Source organism: Aminobacter ciceronei (assembly GCF_014138625.1).
Taxonomy (GTDB): Bacteria; Pseudomonadota; Alphaproteobacteria; order Rhizobiales; family Rhizobiaceae; genus Aminobacter; species Aminobacter ciceronei.
This window is the reverse complement of the sequence record NZ_JACJHY010000023.1, coordinates 43,473-59,669: the sequence shown is the minus strand read 5'-3', so window position 1 is coordinate 59,669 and position 16,197 is coordinate 43,473. Positions and strand designations below refer to the sequence as shown.

At 64.7% G+C, this 16,197-nt stretch carries 15 protein-coding genes; 4 read left to right on the top strand and 11 right to left on the bottom strand.

What is annotated here, in order from left to right; translation table 11 throughout:
* Positions 1-10: 10 nt before the first annotated feature.
* Both HNQ95_RS21975 and HNQ95_RS21970 read left to right on the top strand, forming a co-directional pair.
* Positions 11-841 (top strand): ABC transporter permease, encoded by an 831-nt coding sequence (locus tag HNQ95_RS21975; protein ID WP_067958014.1) that lies wholly within the window; start codon positions 11-13, stop codon positions 839-841.
* Positions 834-2,492, top strand: coding sequence for an ABC transporter ATP-binding protein (locus HNQ95_RS21970; protein WP_067958010.1), 1,659 nt, complete (start codon positions 834-836; stop codon positions 2,490-2,492). Before HNQ95_RS21975 ends, HNQ95_RS21970 begins: the two co-directional genes overlap by 8 nt.
* A 147-nt stretch (positions 2,493-2,639) precedes the next feature.
* Here HNQ95_RS21970 and HNQ95_RS21965 read toward each other — a convergent pair whose 3' ends face one another.
* The 6 genes from HNQ95_RS21965 to bcoG form a co-directional block, all read right to left on the bottom strand.
* Positions 2,640-3,581, bottom strand: coding sequence for an alpha/beta hydrolase (locus HNQ95_RS21965; protein ID WP_182575216.1), 942 nt, complete (start codon positions 3,579-3,581; stop codon positions 2,640-2,642).
* Between the two features lie 76 nt (positions 3,582-3,657).
* Complete coding sequence (locus HNQ95_RS21960) at positions 3,658-4,440, bottom strand: carnitinyl-CoA dehydratase (protein WP_182575217.1); 783 nt, start codon at positions 4,438-4,440, stop codon at positions 3,658-3,660.
* Positions 4,441-4,454: 14 nt separating this feature from the next.
* Positions 4,455-6,584 carry an acetate--CoA ligase family protein gene (locus HNQ95_RS21955; protein ID WP_182575218.1) on the bottom strand — a complete coding sequence of 710 codons (2,130 nt, stop codon included), beginning with the start codon at positions 6,582-6,584 and terminating at the stop codon, positions 4,455-4,457.
* Between the two features lie 81 nt (positions 6,585-6,665).
* Complete coding sequence (locus HNQ95_RS21950; protein ID WP_182575219.1) at positions 6,666-7,829, bottom strand: acyl-CoA dehydrogenase family protein; 1,164 nt, start codon at positions 7,827-7,829, stop codon at positions 6,666-6,668.
* A gap of 3 nt (positions 7,830-7,832) precedes the next feature.
* On the bottom strand, positions 7,833-8,924 hold the full coding sequence (locus HNQ95_RS21945) for a carnitine 3-dehydrogenase (RefSeq protein ID WP_182575220.1): 1,092 nt from the start codon (positions 8,922-8,924) through the stop codon (positions 7,833-7,835).
* Between the two features lie 37 nt (positions 8,925-8,961).
* Positions 8,962-9,879 carry a 3-dehydrocarnitine:acetyl-CoA trimethylamine transferase BcoG gene (bcoG, locus tag HNQ95_RS21940; protein WP_154386402.1) on the bottom strand — a complete coding sequence of 306 codons (918 nt, stop codon included), beginning with the start codon at positions 9,877-9,879 and terminating at the stop codon, positions 8,962-8,964.
* Positions 9,880-9,955: 76 nt separating this feature from the next.
* Here bcoG and HNQ95_RS21935 point away from each other — a divergent pair, with 76 nt between their 5' ends.
* Positions 9,956-10,936: a GlxA family transcriptional regulator gene (locus tag HNQ95_RS21935; RefSeq protein WP_182575221.1), complete on the top strand. Its 981-nt coding sequence runs from the start codon at positions 9,956-9,958 to the stop codon at positions 10,934-10,936.
* Here HNQ95_RS21935 and HNQ95_RS21930 read toward each other — a convergent pair.
* The 4 genes from HNQ95_RS21930 to xylA all read right to left on the bottom strand — a co-directional run bounded on the left by HNQ95_RS21930 (position 10,933) and on the right by xylA (position 14,018).
* Positions 10,933-11,703, bottom strand: a complete 771-nt coding sequence (locus tag HNQ95_RS21930; RefSeq protein WP_182575222.1) for a TIGR01458 family HAD-type hydrolase — start codon at positions 11,701-11,703, stop codon at positions 10,933-10,935. The genes HNQ95_RS21935 and HNQ95_RS21930 overlap by 4 nt on opposite strands.
* Before the next feature lie 50 nt (positions 11,704-11,753).
* Positions 11,754-11,984, bottom strand: coding sequence for a hypothetical protein (locus HNQ95_RS21925; RefSeq protein ID WP_067966164.1), 231 nt, complete (start codon positions 11,982-11,984; stop codon positions 11,754-11,756).
* 109 nt (positions 11,985-12,093) lie between these two features.
* Positions 12,094-12,582 carry a GNAT family N-acetyltransferase gene (locus HNQ95_RS21920; protein ID WP_182575223.1) on the bottom strand — a complete coding sequence of 163 codons (489 nt, stop codon included), beginning with the start codon at positions 12,580-12,582 and terminating at the stop codon, positions 12,094-12,096.
* Positions 12,583-12,707: 125 nt separating this feature from the next.
* Complete coding sequence (xylA, locus tag HNQ95_RS21915; RefSeq protein ID WP_067957987.1) at positions 12,708-14,018, bottom strand: xylose isomerase; 1,311 nt, start codon at positions 14,016-14,018, stop codon at positions 12,708-12,710.
* A gap of 151 nt (positions 14,019-14,169) precedes the next feature.
* Between xylA and HNQ95_RS21910 the strand changes: the two genes are divergently transcribed.
* Positions 14,170-14,529 (top strand): nuclear transport factor 2 family protein, encoded by a 360-nt coding sequence (locus HNQ95_RS21910; protein WP_067957985.1) that lies wholly within the window; start codon positions 14,170-14,172, stop codon positions 14,527-14,529.
* Between the two features lie 17 nt (positions 14,530-14,546).
* Here HNQ95_RS21910 and xylB read toward each other — a convergent pair whose 3' ends face one another.
* Positions 14,547-15,998, bottom strand: a complete 1,452-nt coding sequence (gene xylB, locus HNQ95_RS21905; protein WP_067957982.1) for a xylulokinase — start codon at positions 15,996-15,998, stop codon at positions 14,547-14,549.
* Between the last annotated feature and the right edge of the window lie 199 nt (positions 15,999-16,197).

The window sequence follows — 16,197 nt, the reverse complement described above, 5'->3', positions numbered from 1 at the left end:
GGGGCGCACCATGCTTGACCTGAAACGTATTCCCCTTGGCGCCGCGATCGGGCTGGTGCTGACCGCACTGTTCCTGATTGCGGCGATCTTCGCGCCGCTGATCGCACCTTACGGCCTGGGCGAGATCGTCGGCGACGTCTGGGCCCCGATGTCGTCGCAGTTCCTGCTCGGCACCGACAATCTTGGCCGCGACCTGCTCTCGCGCATGATCTTCGGCGCGCGCACGACGATCTTCATCGCCGTGATGGCGACGGCGTTGTCGTTTTCGCTGGGCGCGATCCTCGGCTTCACCGCGGCCGTCGTCGGCGGCTGGTTCGACACGGGCATGTCGCGCTTCGTCGATCTGTTGATGGCAATTCCGACGCTGATCTTCGCGCTCGTCGTGCTGTCGGTGCTGCCATCGACATTGGTGACGCTGATCCTGGTCATGGGCATCCTCGACGCCACCCGTGTCTACCGCCTGTCGCGGGCGGTGGCCGTCGACATCAACGTCATGGATTTCGTCGAGGCAGCCAAGCTGCGCGGCGAAGGCAAGGGCTGGATCATTTTCCGCGAGATATTGCCCAACGCGCTGTCACCGCTGATTTCCGAACTCGGTCTGCGCTTCATCTATGCCGTGTTGTTCCTGTCGGCACTGTCCTTCCTCGGCCTCGGCGTGCAGCCGCCGGATGCCGACTGGGGTGGCATGGTCAAGGAAAACAAGGACGGCATCGTCTTTGGCATCCCGGCAGCTCTGATACCGGCCGCCGCGATCGCAGCGCTTGCCATCTCGGTCAATCTCGTCGCCGACTGGGTGCTCAACCGCACCACCGATCTCAAGGGAGGACGCGGCAATGGCTAAGGCACCTGCGAACGGCTCTGGCCCACTGCTCGACATCCGCGACCTCAGGATCGAGGCCAAGGTCTATCCGCCTGGCGAAGCGCCACGCACCATCACGCTGGTGCACGACGTGTCGCTGACGCTCGAAAAGGGCAAGGTGCTCGGCCTGATCGGCGAATCCGGCGCCGGCAAGTCGACGATCGGCTTGTCGTCCATGGCTTATGGCCGCGGCGGCGTGAAGATCACCGGCGGCGAGATCATCCTCAACGGCCGCGACATCCGAAAGGGCGGCACGCAAGGCATCCGCGCTTTGCGCGGGCGCGAGGTCTGTTATGTCGCGCAGTCGGCGGCGGCGGCCTTCAACCCGGCGCATCGCCTGATGGACCAGGTGATCGAAGCCTCGATCCTGCACGGCGTGTCGAGCCGAGCAGAGGCCGAGCGGCGCGCGGTTGCGCTGTTCAAGAAGCTCAGCCTTCCCGATCCGGAAAACATCGGCAAGCGCTTCCCCCACCAGGTCTCGGGCGGCCAGTTGCAGCGCGTCATGACCGCCATGGCGCTGTGCTCTGAGCCTGACCTGATCGTCTTCGACGAGCCGACGACGGCGCTCGACGTCACCACCCAGATCGACGTGCTTGCCGCCATCAAGGAGGCGATCCGCGACACCGGTGTCGCCGCCCTCTACATCAGCCACGACCTTGCCGTCGTCGCCCAGGTCTCGGACGAGATCATGGTGCTGCGCCACGGCAAGCTGGTCGAATGGGGCGGCACGCAGCAGATCATCAAGGAGCCGCGCCAGGAATACACCTCGGCGCTGGTCTCGGTGCACGAGATCGCGCACGAGGAAAAGAAGCCGGGCGCTTCCCCCTTCCTGTCGGTCAGGAACGTGACGGCCGCCTATGGCGGCGGCAAGATCAAGGTGCTGAAGAACGTCTCGGTCGACATCCTGCCCGGCCAGACGCTCGCCGTCGTCGGCGAATCCGGCTCGGGCAAGTCGACCCTGGCGCGCGCCATAACAGGCCTTTTGCCGCCCGAGGAAGGCAGCATCACCTTTGCCGGGCGCGCACTCGGCAACCGTCTCGCCGACCGCAGCCGCGACGACCTGCGCGAGTTGCAGATGATCTACCAGATGGCCGACGTGGCGATGAACCCACGCCAAACCGTGGGCACCATCATCGGCCGTCCGCTGGAGTTCTATTTCGGCATGGGCGGCAAGGAGCGTGATGCCAAGGTCGCCGAACTGCTCGACAAGATCGAGATGGGGCGCGGTTTCATCGATCGCTACCCGGCCGAGCTCTCCGGCGGCCAGAAACAACGCGTCTGTATCGCCCGTGCGCTTGCCGCCAAACCGAGACTGATCATCTGCGACGAGGTGACGAGCGCCCTCGACCCGCTGGTCGCCAACGGCATCCTCAAGCTGCTGCTCGGGCTACAGGCCGAGGAAGGCGTCGCCTATCTGTTCATCACCCACGATCTGGCGACGGTGAAGTCGATCGCCGACTCCATCGCCGTCATGTATCGCGGCGAAGTGGTCCGCTACGGGCCGAAATCCGAAGTGCTGAAGCCGCCCTTCGACGCCTACACCGACCTGCTGCTGTCGTCGGTGCCGGAGATGGAGATCGGCTGGCTGGAAAAGGCGATCGGCGGACGCAGGATGGCAAGCGCTGGGAATTGAAGCGGAGGCCCTTCCCTCTCCCCGTTCACGGGGAGAGGGTGGCCGCGCAGCGGTTGGGTGAAGGGCAGCTCTACGTTTGAGGAAGTGGCGCCGCCCCTCATCCGCCTGCCGGCACCTTCTCCCCGTGAACGGGGAGAAGGAAGCCAATCACCATACCCACTCACCGCGCCCCAGCGCCGCCACAGCATCGACGATGCGCGTGAAACTTGCCCGGGCGCGGCCGACGGTGTGGCGAGCGCGCAGATAGCCGTGCACCAATCCCGGCTCCTCGTGCCAGAAGGCCTTGCCGCCAGCGGCAACAATGCGTTCGCCATAGGCCTCACCATCAGACGACAGCGGGTCGCATTCGGCCGTGACGACGACTGTCGGCGGCAAATTGGCGAAGTCGGCGTCGGCCAGTGGCGACAGGGTGATGTCGCCGGTGCGGTCCTCGCCACCGGTGCGGATGTCCTTGTAGAATTCGAGGTCGCGCATGGTCAGCATCGGCGCCTCGGCGTGAACGACATAGGAACCGCGTGCGCGATCGCCGCCAAGGCCCGGGTAGACCAACACTTGCCCGACCGGACGACGCTTGTGGCCGCGCGTCGCTTGGCTGACGGCGGCTGCAATGTTGCCGCCGGCGCTGTCGCCGGCGAGCACGATTGGCTGGCTGTATTTGGCCGTAGCCCATTCGAAGGCTGCCATGGCGTCATCGAAAGCGGCCGGATGCCGGTGCTCGGGCGCCAGCCGGTAGTCGATCGACACGACCTCGTAGCCGGTGCGGCCACACAGCTCGGCACAGACATCGTCATGGCTGTCGAGCCCGCCAAGGATGAAGCCGCCGCCATGGAAATAGAGCACCACCGCTTCCGGCGCCTTGCCGGCCAGGCGGTAGATGCGGATAGGCACGTCGTGAGCTGGCGCCGTGATTGCCGTCGTCTCGGCCGACACGCCCTCGGGATAGCCGGCGAAGAACTCCCGGCACATGCGATCGTAGATCTCACGCTGCTGGACAATGGTGTAGTCGATGGTATCGGGCGGATAACAGGCGTTGGTGCGCTCGATGAAGGCCCAGGTCTCGGCATCGATGAGTTTTGTATAGTCGGTCATTGGCGCAGGCTCCGGTAGCACTCCTGAGCGCGCCTCGTGGGGGCATGACGGGACTCGACCATGACGTTAGGCTTCCCTACTTCCCCTTCCACACCGGATCGCGCTTCTCCGCAAACGCCTTGAAGCCTTCGAGATTGTCCTCCGAGGCGTAGAGTTCGTCGACCGTTCGGAATTGCCGCTTGGTGATGCGGTTCATCGTTTCCTGGAAGCAGGTGCCCTCGGCCGCGCGCGCCACCTCCTTGATGGCGGCGAAGACCAGCGGCGGACCGCCGGCGAGCAGGCGGGCGATCTCCCAGACACGATCCTCGAGCCTGTCGGCCGGCAGCACCTCGTTGACCAGGCCCCAGCGATGCGCCTCAGCGACGTCCATCCAGCGGCCGGTGAGCAGAAGGTCCATCGCCACGTGGTAGGGAATGCGCTTGGGCAGCTTGATGGTCGCGGCGTCGGCGAGCGTGCCCGCACGGATCTCGGGCAGTGCGAAGCTCGAATGCTCGGACGCGTAGATCAGGTCGCAGGACAGCGCCAGTTCGAAGCCGCCGCCCACCGCCATGCCGTTGACGCAGGCAATCACCGGCTTGTTGAGGTCACGCAGTTCCTGCAGCCCGCCGAAGCCGCCGACGCCGTAGTGGCCGTCGACCGCATCGCCACTGGCGGCGGCCTTCAGGTCCCACCCGGCCGAGAAGAATTTTTCCCCCGCCGTCCTGACGATGGCGACGCGCAGGCCGTCATCGTCGCGAAAGGTCTTGAAGGTCTCGCCCAGCAGCCGTGACGTCGCGAGATCGATGGCATTGGCCTTGGGCCGGTCGAGCGTGACTTCGAGGATCGCACCCTCGCGACGGGTTTTCACGACATCGGACATTTTTTTCTCTCCCTCTAGGCCGTCACCAGCAGCGCATCCGCAATCCAGGCGCCCTGCCCCTCACCACAGACGATCAGCGGATTGATATCGAGTTCCTCGATTGCATCGCCATGATGGGACACGAAGCCTGATATGGCCATGATCGCATCGATTGCGGCACCGACATCAGCCCTGGCGCGGCCGCGATAGCCTTGGAGCAACGGGTACATCTTCAGCCCCGTGAGCGCCGCTGCAACCTCGCCGCGCGAGGCGGGCAAAAGCAGCGTGGCACTGTCTTTCATCAGCTCGACCAGTACACCGCCGCTGCCGATGGTCATGACGGGCCCGAACAGCGGATCGCTGGTGACACCGACGATCAACTCGGCCACACCGCCCAAGACCATCTTTTCGACATAGAGGCCGGAGCCGAGCAGCAAAAGGGCTGCAGCCGCCGCGCCGACCTCCTTGCCGGTCCGCAGGTTGAGCCTGACGGCACCGAGTTCGCTCTTGTGGGTCACGCCGAGCGCCTTGAGCGCAACCGGATAGCCCAGCGACTCCGCAGCCGCGATGGCCTCCGCAACGCTTGCCGCGCGACGGCCGCTCGGCACGGCCAGGCCGGCGTCGCGCAGCAGGAACTTGGCGGCGGCTTCGTCAAATATCGCCTTGGCGTCGCCCCTTTGTAGCCTTTCGCCGGAGCGGGATGCATCAGCACCACGCCCTACCGCCGCAGCAACCGGCCTACGCCACGCCTCGCCGACAAACGCGGCAGCCTCTGCCGCGTCCATCGCCTCCGCTATGCCCTGCAGCGGCACGATGCCGCGCGCAAACAGGTCGGCGGCGTGCTCCTCGGTCAGGTTCTCCGACATCGACGCCACCACCGCGCCAGACGCGCCATTGGCTTTCAGCGCCGCCTCGAAGGCGCGCACCGTCGGCCACCAGTCGGCATCCGAGCAACGGTCGTTACGCGGGAAGTCGAGCACCAGCATGTTGAGGTCAAAGCTATCAGATGCCATGGCGGTGAAAGTGGCCGTCATCGCCGGTTCGTCGTTCCAGATGAAGGTGTGGTAGTCGAGCGGATTGGCGACCGCCACAAAAGCGCCGAGCGTCGATTTTATCCGCGCATAGTGGTCAGGCTTAAGCGCCGGGAAACGCACCCGCCGGCCCTCGGCACTGTCGGCCATGACGGAGGCCTCGCCACCCGAACAACTCATCGACGACAGCGTGAAGCCGGGCAGCGGTCCCAAGGCATGCAGCAGTTTCAGCGTTTCGAGCAGTGACGGGATGGTATCGACACGGGCGATGCCCAGCCGTTTGAGGAAGGCATCCGACGCGGTGTCGGAGCCGGCGAGCGACGCGGTGTGCGATATCGTCGCCTTGCGCGCCTGCTCGGAGCGGCCAACCTTCATGGCGACGATCGGCTTGTTCAGTTCACGTGCGCGCACAGCCAGCCGCTCGAAGCCGTCGACCGTGTCGAAACCCTCGATGTGCAGGCCGAGGCACGACACGCGCTCGTCCTCGATCAGGCCCAACGCCATCTCGGAGAGGCCGGTCTGCGCCTGGTTGCCGGCCGTCATCAGGAAGGCAACCGGCAGGCCTCGCTTCTGCATGGTCAGGTTGCAGGCGATGTTGGACGATTGCGTGATGATGGCAACGCCGCGCCCATTAGGCGCAAGCCTCTGGCCACCGTGCTGGTCGGGCCACAACAGTGCGCCGTCGGCATAGTTGATCAGGCCATAGCAATTGGGTCCGATGACGGGCATCGCACCGGCGGCTTTTACCAGCTCGGTCTGCAGCCGCTCACCATCGGCATCGTCGTTGCCGGCCTCGAGGAAGCCCGAGGCAAAGCAGATCGCCCCGCCCGCGCCACGCGCGGCGAGTTGCGCGATCACCTCGATGGTCAGGAAGCGGTTGACGCCAACGAAGGCGGCGTCGGGCGCCGCCGGCAGCTCTGCCACCGAGCGAAAGGTTTTGATGCCCTCGACCTCACCCTTTGTCGGATGCACCGGCCAGATGTCGCCGGCAAAGCCCATCTTCAGGCACTGCTTGACCACGGCGGCGGCTTGCGAGCCGCCGAAAACGGCAATCGACTTCGGTCGCAGCAAACGCTCGAGCCGCGTTCGCCCTGCTGGCTTCGGGGTGGAGGTGGTCAAAGTCGAGCTACTCATTTCCACCCCCACCCGGCCCTGCGGGCCACCTTGCCCCGAAGAGCAAGGTCAAACTTTTTTGCCGCCTGCGCAGCCCCGAGATCATCCGCCCACCGCCCTGAGCAGCGCGCGGGAGATGATGTGGCGCTGGATCTCCGAAGTGCCTTCCCAGATGCGCTCGACGCGGGCGTCGCGCCAGATGCGCTCCAGCGGCAGGTCGTCCATAAGGCCCATGCCGCCGTGGATCTGGATCGCTTCATCGGCGACGAATGCCAGCATCTCGGTAGCCTTGAGCTTGGCCATCGCCATGTCCTGGTCGGTGACCGTGCCCTGGTCGTATTTCCAGCCTGCCTCCATCACCATCAGCTCGGCAGCCTTGAGCTCGGTCGCCATGTCGGCCAGCTTGAACGACACGCCCTGGAACTTGCCGATCTGCTGGCCGAACTGCTGGCGCTGGGCGGCGTATTCGACGGCATGGTTCAATGCGCGTTCGGCGCGGCCGAGGCAGGTGGCGCCGACCTGCAGGCGCGTTGCGCCCAGCCAGCTGTTGGCGACTTCAAAACCCTTGTGCACCTCGCCAAGGACCTGGCTCGCCGGCAGGCGGCAGTCGTCGAACTCCAGCACCGAATTGGTGTAGCCGCGATGCGAGACGTTGCGATAGCCGTCGCGCACGGTGAAGCCAGGCGTGCCCTTGTCGACGAAGAACGCGGTGATCTTCTTGCGTTTTCCACGCGGACTGTCCTCTTCGCCCGAGGCCATGAAGACGATGGCGAAATCGGCAATGTCGGCGTGGGAGATGAAATGCTTGGTGCCGTTGAGCACCCAGTCGCTGCCATCCTGGACGGCAGTCGCTCTCATGCCGCGCAGGTCGGAACCCGCACCCGGCTCGGTCATGGCTAGACAGTCCGACTTCTCGCCGCGGATGCAAGGGAAAAGATACTTCTCGCGCTGCTCCGACGTGCCGGCGAGCAGGATGTTGGACGGGCGCGCCACGCAGGTCCAGTGCAACGCATAGTTGGCGCGGCCGAGCTCCTTTTCGTAAAGCAGCCAGGTCAGCGTATCGAGCCCGGCACCGCCGACATCCGCCGGCATGTTGGCAGCATAAAGCCCAGCCGTGATCGCCTTTGCCTTGATGTCCTCGATCAGCTCGCGCCGGAGATGACCCGTGCGCTCGACCTCCTGCTCATGCGGATAGAGCTCGTTCTCGACGAAGGCACGCGTCGTGTCGACGATGAGTTGCTGTTCCTCGGACAGACCGAAATGCATGGCTTAGCCCTTCTTCTTGGCCGGAGCCTTTTTCAGAGCCTTCTTAACCGGCTTGCTCGCCTTGGCCTTTTCGGCGGCCTTCGAGACCTTCGGCTTGGCCAGGGCGGCGAGCTGTTTGGTGTAGTCCTTGTAGAGCGCGCCGGCGCCCCAGCCCTTGCCCTTGTTCTGCTTCGACAGCGCATCCATGATCGCGACAAGATTGTCGTCGCGGATCTTCTCCAGCTCGCGGATCGACCACTTGCTTGATTGGTCGTCGGACTGGCCGGCGATCAGGTCGACGAGTTCGTCGTTGAACTCCGGCACATCCATCAGCTTGGTCCACGGCCACTGCAGGCAGGGCCCGAACTGGGCCATGAAGTGGCGCATGCCCGCTTCGCCGCCGGCAATGCGATAGACCTGGAACATGCCCATCTGAGCCCAGCGCAGGCCGAACCCGTAGCGCATGATGTCGTCGAGTTCCTCGACCGAGCAGATTCCGTCCTTGATCAGCCACAGCGCCTCGCGCCAGGCCGCTTCGAGCAGGCGGTCGCCGACAAAGGCCTCGATCTCCTTGCGGATGACAACCGGCTTCATGCCGATCGAAGAATAGATCTCCTTGGCGACCTCGATGGCCTCGGGGAACGTCTTGATACCGCCGACAATCTCGACGATCGGCAGAAGATAGACCGGGTTGAACGGATGGCCGACAACCAGTCTTTCAGGGTGATTCTTCATCGCCACCTGCATGTCAGACGGCTTGATGCCCGAGGTCGACGAGCCGATGATCGCATTGGCTGGCGCGTGCATGTCGATCTCGGCCAGCACCTTGTGCTTGAGATCGAGTCGCTCAGGCACGCTTTCCTGGATGAAATCGGCGTCTGCCACCGCCTCGGCAATTGTCTTGGCATAGGTCAGCTTGCCTTCTTTGGGCAGCCCGCCGGGCACCATCTGCTTGTAGGCGCGGCGCGCCCCCTTCATCACCTCGCTGACTTTGCGGGTTGCCTCCGGGTCGGGATCGAAGATCGACACGTCGATGCCGTTGAGCAGCAGCCGCGCCACCCAGCCCGCGCCGATCACCCCGCCGCCAATGGCGGCTGCTTTGGAAATTGTGTTCATGAACATGCCCCTCCCGGCAGATTTGGACTTGCGGCCATCAGGCCGCCAGCGGCGCGCGCTTGACGAGGTTGAGCTTCTTACGCACCTCTTCCGGTCCGATGACCCGCGCGCCCAGGGTCTCGACGACGGCGACCGCCTTCTCGACCAGTTGCGCATTGGTGGCGAGCACGCCCTTGTCGAGCCAGAGATTGTCCTCGAGGCCGACGCGCACATTACCGCCGGCCAGCACCGCTGCGGCCGCATAGGCCATCTGGTTGCGGCCCAGCGAGAAGGCCGAGAAGGTCCAGCTCTTCGGCACGTTGTTGACCATCGCCATGAAGGTATTGAGGTCGTCGGGCGCACCCCACGGCACGCCCATGCACAGCTGCACCAGCGCGTCGGGCGCAAGCACGCCCTCCTCGACCAGCTGCTTGGCAAACCATAGATGACCGGTGTCAAAGGCCTCGATCTCGGGCTTCACGCCCATCGCGGTCATCATGCCGCCCATGGCGCGCAGCATGCCCGGCGTGTTGGTCATGACGTAGTCGGCCTCGGCGAAGTTCATCGTGCCGCAGTCGAGCGTGCAGATCTCCGGCAGACACTGGCGCACATGCTCGACGCGGTTGGTGGCGCCGCCCATGTCGGTGCCGGCTTCCTTGAGCGGCAGCGGGCTTTCGACGCCGCCAAACACCATGTCGCCGCCCATGCCGGCGGTGAGGTTCAACACCACGTCGACATTGGCTTCACGGATGCGCTCGGTCACCTCGCGGTAGAGATGGATGTCGCGGCGCGGCTTGCCGGTCTCCGGGTCGCGGACGTGGCAGTGGACGATGGCAGCACCGGCCTTGGCTGCCTCGATAGCCGAGTCGGCGATCTGCTTGGGCGAACGCGGCACCAGATGGCTGCGATCCTGCGTGCCGCCGGACCCGGTAACGGCACAGGTAATGAAAACCTCACGGTTCATCTCGAGCGGCATCGCATTCCTCCCTTACGAAACTTGACGGATCATTGCGCCGCTTGCGTCGTCTTGTTTTGCGTTTTACGAAAGCCAAATGGCAAAAAGCGAAAAGCCGACAATCTTTCGCGAGGAGCGCTCGCCGCTCAAGGTGACGATGCTGGTTTTCTCCGGCGCGTCGATCATGTGCGTGGCATCAGCCGTCGACCCGCTGCGTGCGGCCAACCGCATATCAGGTGAGACGCATTTCGACTTTCGGCTGGTATCCGCCACGGGCGAGCCGGCGATCACCACCTGCGGCCTGCCGGTAGCGGTATCCGGCGCCTTCGACCCAGACGAGCCCTGCGACGTGCTGATGGTCATCGCCGGCTTCGGCACCCAAGGCTACACCACCTCGAAGCTGCTCGGCGGCATCAGGCGCTGTGCCCGCCAGGCGCGAGCGGCCGGAGGCATCGAGGCCGGCACCTGGCTGGTCGCGCGTGCCGGGCTTTTGGAAGGCCGTGCCGCCACCACCCATTGGGAAGACATGGAGGATTTCGCCGCCGCCTTCCCCGACGTCGAGGTCCGCCCCGACCGCTACATCATCGACGGCCCTGTCTTCACCTCGGGCGGTGCGGCTCCGACCTTCGACCTGATGCTGCATCTGGTACGCTCGCGGCTCGGCATGGCCACCGCGCTCGATGTCGCCAGCGTCTTCATCTACGACCAGTCGCGTGCCGCCACCGACGCGCAGCCGCTGGTCTCGCTTGGCCGGCTCGACGGCTACGACCCGCGCCTCGCCCAGGCGATCCGGCTGATGGAAGCACATGTCGACCAGCCGCTGACGATTGCAGCAATCGCAAGGCGTGCGGGCGTGACGGCACGCACGCTCGAAAGCATTTTCCGCGGCTCGATCGGCGAGACGCCCGGCGCCTATTATCTCAGGCTGAGACTGAACGCGGCCAGGCGGCTGGTGGTCGACACGCGTGTCAGCATGGCCGAAGTGGCGGAGCGCACCGGCTTTTCATCGGCTGCCGCATTCTCGCGCAGCTTCTCGCATGCATTCGGCACACCACCGGTGAGAATGCGCAAGGGTTAGCCCCGGCGGGCGAGAATCCACTCGACCGCCGCCGCGAGATCGTCGACGACGGCATTCGGATGCGGCGCGTGGCGGCTTTCGTCGCCGGCGCGATATTTGCCGGTGCGCACCAGAAGCGCCGAGCCGACACCCGCCCTCAAGGCACCCGCAACATCGCTTTCGGCATCGTCGCCGACCATCACCGCCTGTCCCGGCAGGCAGTCCAACCCGGCCAACGCGGCATGGAAGAAGTCCCGCGCAGGCTTGCCCAGCACCGTCGCCTGCTTGCCGGCCGCAAATTCGAGCGCCGCGACGAAGGCGCCCGCATCGAGGCTGAGCCCGCCATCGGCATCCTTGAAGGTGCGGTTGACGGCAAGCGCGAGAAACTCAGCACCATCGATCAGCTGGCGGAAGGCGGCGTTCATCGCTGCATAGGTGAAGGCCTCGGCGGCATCGCCAACCACCACCGCCTTCCTGTCGCCGAACATGTTGCCGGCGAATTCGGGCACGAGGTCGGGATGCACCAGGAGATGGGGCGCGCAGCCTCCGCGGGCGAGCCAATCGACCGCAGCACGCGCCGGCGTGAACAGCTCGTCACTGCTGACGGAGACGCCAAGGTTGGCAAGTTGTGCAATGATCGCCCCGTGCGATGAACGCGTCGTGTTGCTGACGAAGCGGATCGGCAAGCCCTCGGCGCGGAGCCGCCCGATGGCAGCGACCGCGCCCGGTATCGGCGTGTCGCCGTCATAAACGACGCCCGAGAGATCGAGCAGCACCGCGCGTATCATGCAAGGAGGATGGCCGACCGCCCTGGCTTCGTCAAACCACGCTGTTGGGATCAGGCCGCCTGGTTGACGACGCCGTCGATGCGCGAACGCATGCTCTGGGCCAATATGGCCTCGAGGCGTGACGCAACCGCCCGGGTCCATTCGTCGGAAAGCTCAGGCTCCAGCAACGGCGGTAATGCCATCAGCCGGTCGACGATCGAACCGGTCTCCGACCTGTTTAGCAGGGCGTCGATCGCCGGTTCGTGGCCATGTGTGATGAAAGTCTCTTGTTCCCGTCTCATGGCGCGGTAAGTCGCTGATTCGACTGGCATCTTGAGGGCGAGAAAGAGGCAATTCAGGGGCAGGCGTGCACCTGCGCACCGGGGCTCAACCCATGCGATTCCTGTCCTGTCACCGTCCGCGACCGAGCGACTTTTCGAACAGCACAGTGGTCAGCCCGCTGTCCCATTCCTCGTCGGGATAATTTGCCGTCTCGACATAGCCGAGCGCGCGGTAGAAGGCCTGGCTCTGCTGGTTGAACGTATCGGTTTCGAGCCGTACTTTCGGCAAACCGGCCTTGCCGATCTCCTGTTCGGCCCGCGCCAGCAGCAGCCTGCCGAGGCCGAGGCGCTGGAATCTGCCGGAGACGTGCAATGCTTCGATGAAGTCGCCACTCCAGTGGACCATGCCGGCGACCTGGCCGTCGACTTCCGCGACCCAGAAGGCGGGGCCGTTTTCATCGACATAACGGCCGCCGACATCGGACGAGAGGTAGCGTTCGGCAGCCGCTTCGGTGATCTCCGGCCGCCAGGTGCTCTCGAACGTGTCGGCCAACACCTGCTTTACCGCGGCGAAGTCCTCTGTATTCGCCGGCCGCACCAAGATGTTGCGCATGTCCATGCTCTCTCTCCTGCTTTCCAGGCGTCCATCTAGCAGCAGGACTGCGTTTGGGCATCGGACAGTGCGGACAAGAAATGGCGCCAGCCCTCGGGGCCGGCGCCGTCGTTCATCGTCGTGCGAAGCCGTCAGACGTAGCGGTTGACGACGTTCTCCAGATATTCCTGCCGGCCCGACTTCGGCTGCGGCTCAATGCCGGCGGCGACGACGCGCGCGGCGATCTGCTCGAGGCTGCGTTCGCCAGCCAGCATCGCCTTGGCTTCAGCCGAATTCCAGCCGGCGTAACGCGCCTCGAGCGGACCCGACAGCGCCTTGTCCTCGATCATCTTCGCCGCGGCCTTGAGGCCGCGCGCGCAAGCGTCCATGCCGCCGATATGGGCGACCAGCAGGTCTTCGGCGTCGAGCGACTGGCGGCGCAGCTTGGCGTCGAAATTGGTGCCGCCTGACTTGAAGCCGCCACCGGCAAGCACGTGGTAATAGGCAAGCGCCATTTCAGGCACGTTGTTGGGGAACTGGTCGGTGTCCCAGCCCGACTGGTAGTCGTTGCGGTTCATGTCGATGGAGCCGAAGATGCCGAGCGCATTGGCGGTCGCCAGTTCGTGCTCGAAGGAGTGGCCGGCCAGGATCGCGTGCCCCTGCTCGATATTGACCTTCACCTCGTTCTCCAGCCCGTACTTCCTGAGGAAGCCATAGACGGTGGCGACGTCGTAATCGTACTGGTGCTTGGTCGGCTCCTGCGGCTTGGGTTCGATCAGGATGGTGCCGGTGAAGCCGCTTCTGTGCTTGTAGTCGACGACCAGATTGAGGAAGCGCCCGAGCTGGTCGAGCTCACGGCCCATGTCGGTGTTGAGCAGAGTCTCGTAGCCCTCGCGACCGCCCCACAACACGTAGTTCTCGCCCTTGAGCCGCTTGGTGACATCCATGCAATGCTTCACCGTCGCCGCCGCATAAGCAAAGACATCGGGATCGGGGTTGGTCGCGGCACCCGCCATGAAGCGGCGGTTGGAGAACAGGTTCGCAGTGCCCCACAAAAGCTTGACGCCTGTCTTGGCCATCTTGGCTTCGAAATAGTCGGCGATCTCGTCGAGGCGCTTTGCACTCTCGGTGAAGTTGGCACCCTCCGGCCGCACATCGGCATCGTGGAAGCAATAGTAGGGAACGCCCAGCAGCGAAAACAGCTCGAAGGCGACATCGGCCTTCAGCCTGGCGTTCTCCATCGTCTCGCCAAACCAGGGCCGCTCGAAGGTCTGGCCGCCGAACGGATCGCCGCCCGGCCAGGCGAATGTATGCCAGTAGGCAACGGCGAAGCGCAGATGGTCTTCCAGCCTTTTGCCCAGCACCACCTCGTCGGCGTTGTAATGGCGATAGGCCAGCGGATTGGTGCTGTCGGGGCCTTCGTAGCGGACGGGCTTGATGTCGCCGAAATAGCCGGTGCTCATGGCAAAACTCCTTTCAGTGAATACGCATGACCGCCCGTTTTGGGGCGGTCGCCGAATTTCCGTGTTCGATTACCTCAGGCGTAATTGGTTTCATTCGCGCCCGCTGCGACAAGGGTGGCGTCAACCAAGACGTGTCAGACGGAGAGCAGAAATGACCGACTACAACGCCATCGCCGAGGCCTATTTCGTCGCCTGGAACGAGACCGACGCCGCCGCCCGCAAGGGACTTGTCGAAGCTGCCTTCGCCACCGGCGTCAGCTATCGCGACCCGATCATGCAGGGCGACGGCCATGCCGGCATCGACGCGCTCATCACCGGCGTGCACGGCCAGTTTCCCGGCTTCCGCTTCAAGCTGAAGGGCAAGGCCGACGGCTTCGGCGACAACATCCGCTTTTCCTGGGGCCTTGGTCCCGATGGCGCGGAAGCCGTGATAGAAGGCTCTGACTTCGCCACCATCAAGGACGGGCGCCTGAGCCTCATCACCGGCTTTCTTGACAAGGTGCCGGGCTGATCTGGCACGCTCGGCGTTCACATTGTCCCCCGGATCGCCGCATAGAGCTTACGATAGCGCTGGTAGGCCTCGTCATAGGCGCCTGCCAGTGCTCCCACAGGTTCGATGGTTTCGGCGGTATCAGGCGGCGTGCAAACCTGGTGCGGGTCAGCACCTTCGGCAGCGATCAGGCCGAGACGCGCAGCGCCGAAGGCAGCCCCGAAATCGCCGTCGGCGGGAATGTCGACCGGCACGCTGAGGGCAGTGGCGATCGCCTTCAGCCAGTAGCGCGAGCGTGAGCCGCCGCCGATGGCGGTCACCCGCGTCAGCGTCGTTCCAGCCGACGCCAGCGCTTCAAGACTGTCGCGGAAAGCGAAGGCAACGCCTTCGAGCACGGCCTGGGTCAGGCCCGCGCGGTCGATCTCATGGGCCAGGCCGGTAAACGAGCCGCGGATCACCGCGTCATTGTGTGGGGTCCGTTCGCCCGAGAGATAGGGGAGGAAGGTGACACCTGAGGGAGCGCGCAATTCGTCGCCGAGTTCGCGTGTCAACTCGGCCGCGTCCTTGCCCGATATGGTGCTCAGCCAGTTGAGCGAATCCGTCGCCGACAGGATGACGCCCATCTGGTGCCAAGCCTGCGGCAACGCATGGCAGAAGGTGTGAACGGCACTTTCCGGGTTGGGCAGGTAAGCGCCATTGGCCGCAAACAGCACACCCGACGTACCGAGCGACACGAAGGCAGCACCCGGCTTGACGGTGCCCATCCCGCAGGCGGAGGCGGCATTGTCGCCCGCACCGCCTGATATCACCACGCCCTGCCCCATGCCCCATTTCGAAGCCAGTTCGCCGCGCAGCGTGCCTGCCTGGTCGGTACCCTCGACCAGCGACGGCATATGGTCGGTGCTAAGGCCAGTGGCGGCGAGCAGCTCCGGCGACCAGCGCCTCACCGCGACGTCGAGCCAGGAAGTGCCGGCCGCGTCGGACATTTCGGAGATGTATTCGCCTGACAGCCAGAGCCTGAGGTAGTCCTTGGGCAGGAGCACCTTTGCCACCTTGGCGAAGATGTCGGGCTCGTTGGCCTGCACCCAGGCGAGCTTGGGGGCGGTGAAGCCAGGGAATACGATGTTGCCGGTGATCTTGCGGAAGCGCGGATCGGCGTCGAGGCTGGCCGCCTCGGCAAAGCTGCGCGTGTCGTTCCAGAGGATGCAGGGGCGCAGCACCTTTCCCGCGGCGTCGAGCAGCGTTGCGCCATGCATCTGGCCGGAGAGGCCGATGCCACGCACGGCGGCAAGTTCTGTTGGATGCGCGGACCTGAGCTCGGCGACCGCCTCTTCTGCGGCGCGGATCCATTCGGCAGGGTCCTGCTCGGACCAGCCGTGATGCGGCCTGGAGACGTCGAGCGAACCATGGCCGGAACCAATGATCTTTTGGTCGGCGTCCATCAGCAGTGCCTTCACGCCTGACGTGCCGAGATCGAGCCCCAGATACATGCCATTCCTCCCGAATGAGCGACGCGGACGGCAAGCGTCCATCCTCTCACGTCATTGGCCGGCCTTCATCGCCAACAGGCAGAAACGGCCAGGCCATCGTCCCGTTCCTCCGACGGACGCTGCTTATTAGCAAACATTCCGGGGTCGGGTCGACATTTATTTCGGAACTCGCAAAAAATAAAATCAAACGCCTCGGAAA

Bases quoted from the DNA above. Each gene is read 5' to 3' on its own strand.
- HNQ95_RS21975 (WP_067958014.1), top strand. From the start codon at position 11: ATGCTTGACCTGAAACGTATTCCCCTTGGCGCCGCGATCGGGCTGGTG.
- HNQ95_RS21970 (WP_067958010.1), top strand. From the start codon at position 834: ATGGCTAAGGCACCTGCGAACGGCTCTGGCCCACTGCTCGACATCCGC.
- HNQ95_RS21965 (WP_182575216.1), bottom strand. From the start codon at position 3,581: ATGACCGACTATACAAAACTCATCGATGCCGAGACCTGGGCCTTCATC.
- HNQ95_RS21960 (WP_182575217.1), bottom strand. From the start codon at position 4,440: ATGTCCGATGTCGTGAAAACCCGTCGCGAGGGTGCGATCCTCGAAGTC.
- HNQ95_RS21955 (WP_182575218.1), bottom strand. From the start codon at position 6,584: ATGAGTAGCTCGACTTTGACCACCTCCACCCCGAAGCCAGCAGGGCGA.
- HNQ95_RS21950 (WP_182575219.1), bottom strand. From the start codon at position 7,829: ATGCATTTCGGTCTGTCCGAGGAACAGCAACTCATCGTCGACACGACG.
- HNQ95_RS21945 (WP_182575220.1), bottom strand. From the start codon at position 8,924: ATGAACACAATTTCCAAAGCAGCCGCCATTGGCGGCGGGGTGATCGGC.
- bcoG (WP_154386402.1), bottom strand. From the start codon at position 9,879: ATGCCGCTCGAGATGAACCGTGAGGTTTTCATTACCTGTGCCGTTACC.
- HNQ95_RS21935 (WP_182575221.1), top strand. From the start codon at position 9,956: ATGGCAAAAAGCGAAAAGCCGACAATCTTTCGCGAGGAGCGCTCGCCG.
- HNQ95_RS21930 (WP_182575222.1), bottom strand. From the start codon at position 11,703: ATGATACGCGCGGTGCTGCTCGATCTCTCGGGCGTCGTTTATGACGGC.
- HNQ95_RS21925 (WP_067966164.1), bottom strand. From the start codon at position 11,984: ATGAGACGGGAACAAGAGACTTTCATCACACATGGCCACGAACCGGCG.
- HNQ95_RS21920 (WP_182575223.1), bottom strand. From the start codon at position 12,582: ATGGACATGCGCAACATCTTGGTGCGGCCGGCGAATACAGAGGACTTC.
- xylA (WP_067957987.1), bottom strand. From the start codon at position 14,018: ATGAGCACCGGCTATTTCGGCGACATCAAGCCCGTCCGCTACGAAGGC.
- HNQ95_RS21910 (WP_067957985.1), top strand. From the start codon at position 14,170: ATGACCGACTACAACGCCATCGCCGAGGCCTATTTCGTCGCCTGGAAC.
- xylB (WP_067957982.1), bottom strand. From the start codon at position 15,998: ATGTATCTGGGGCTCGATCTCGGCACGTCAGGCGTGAAGGCACTGCTG.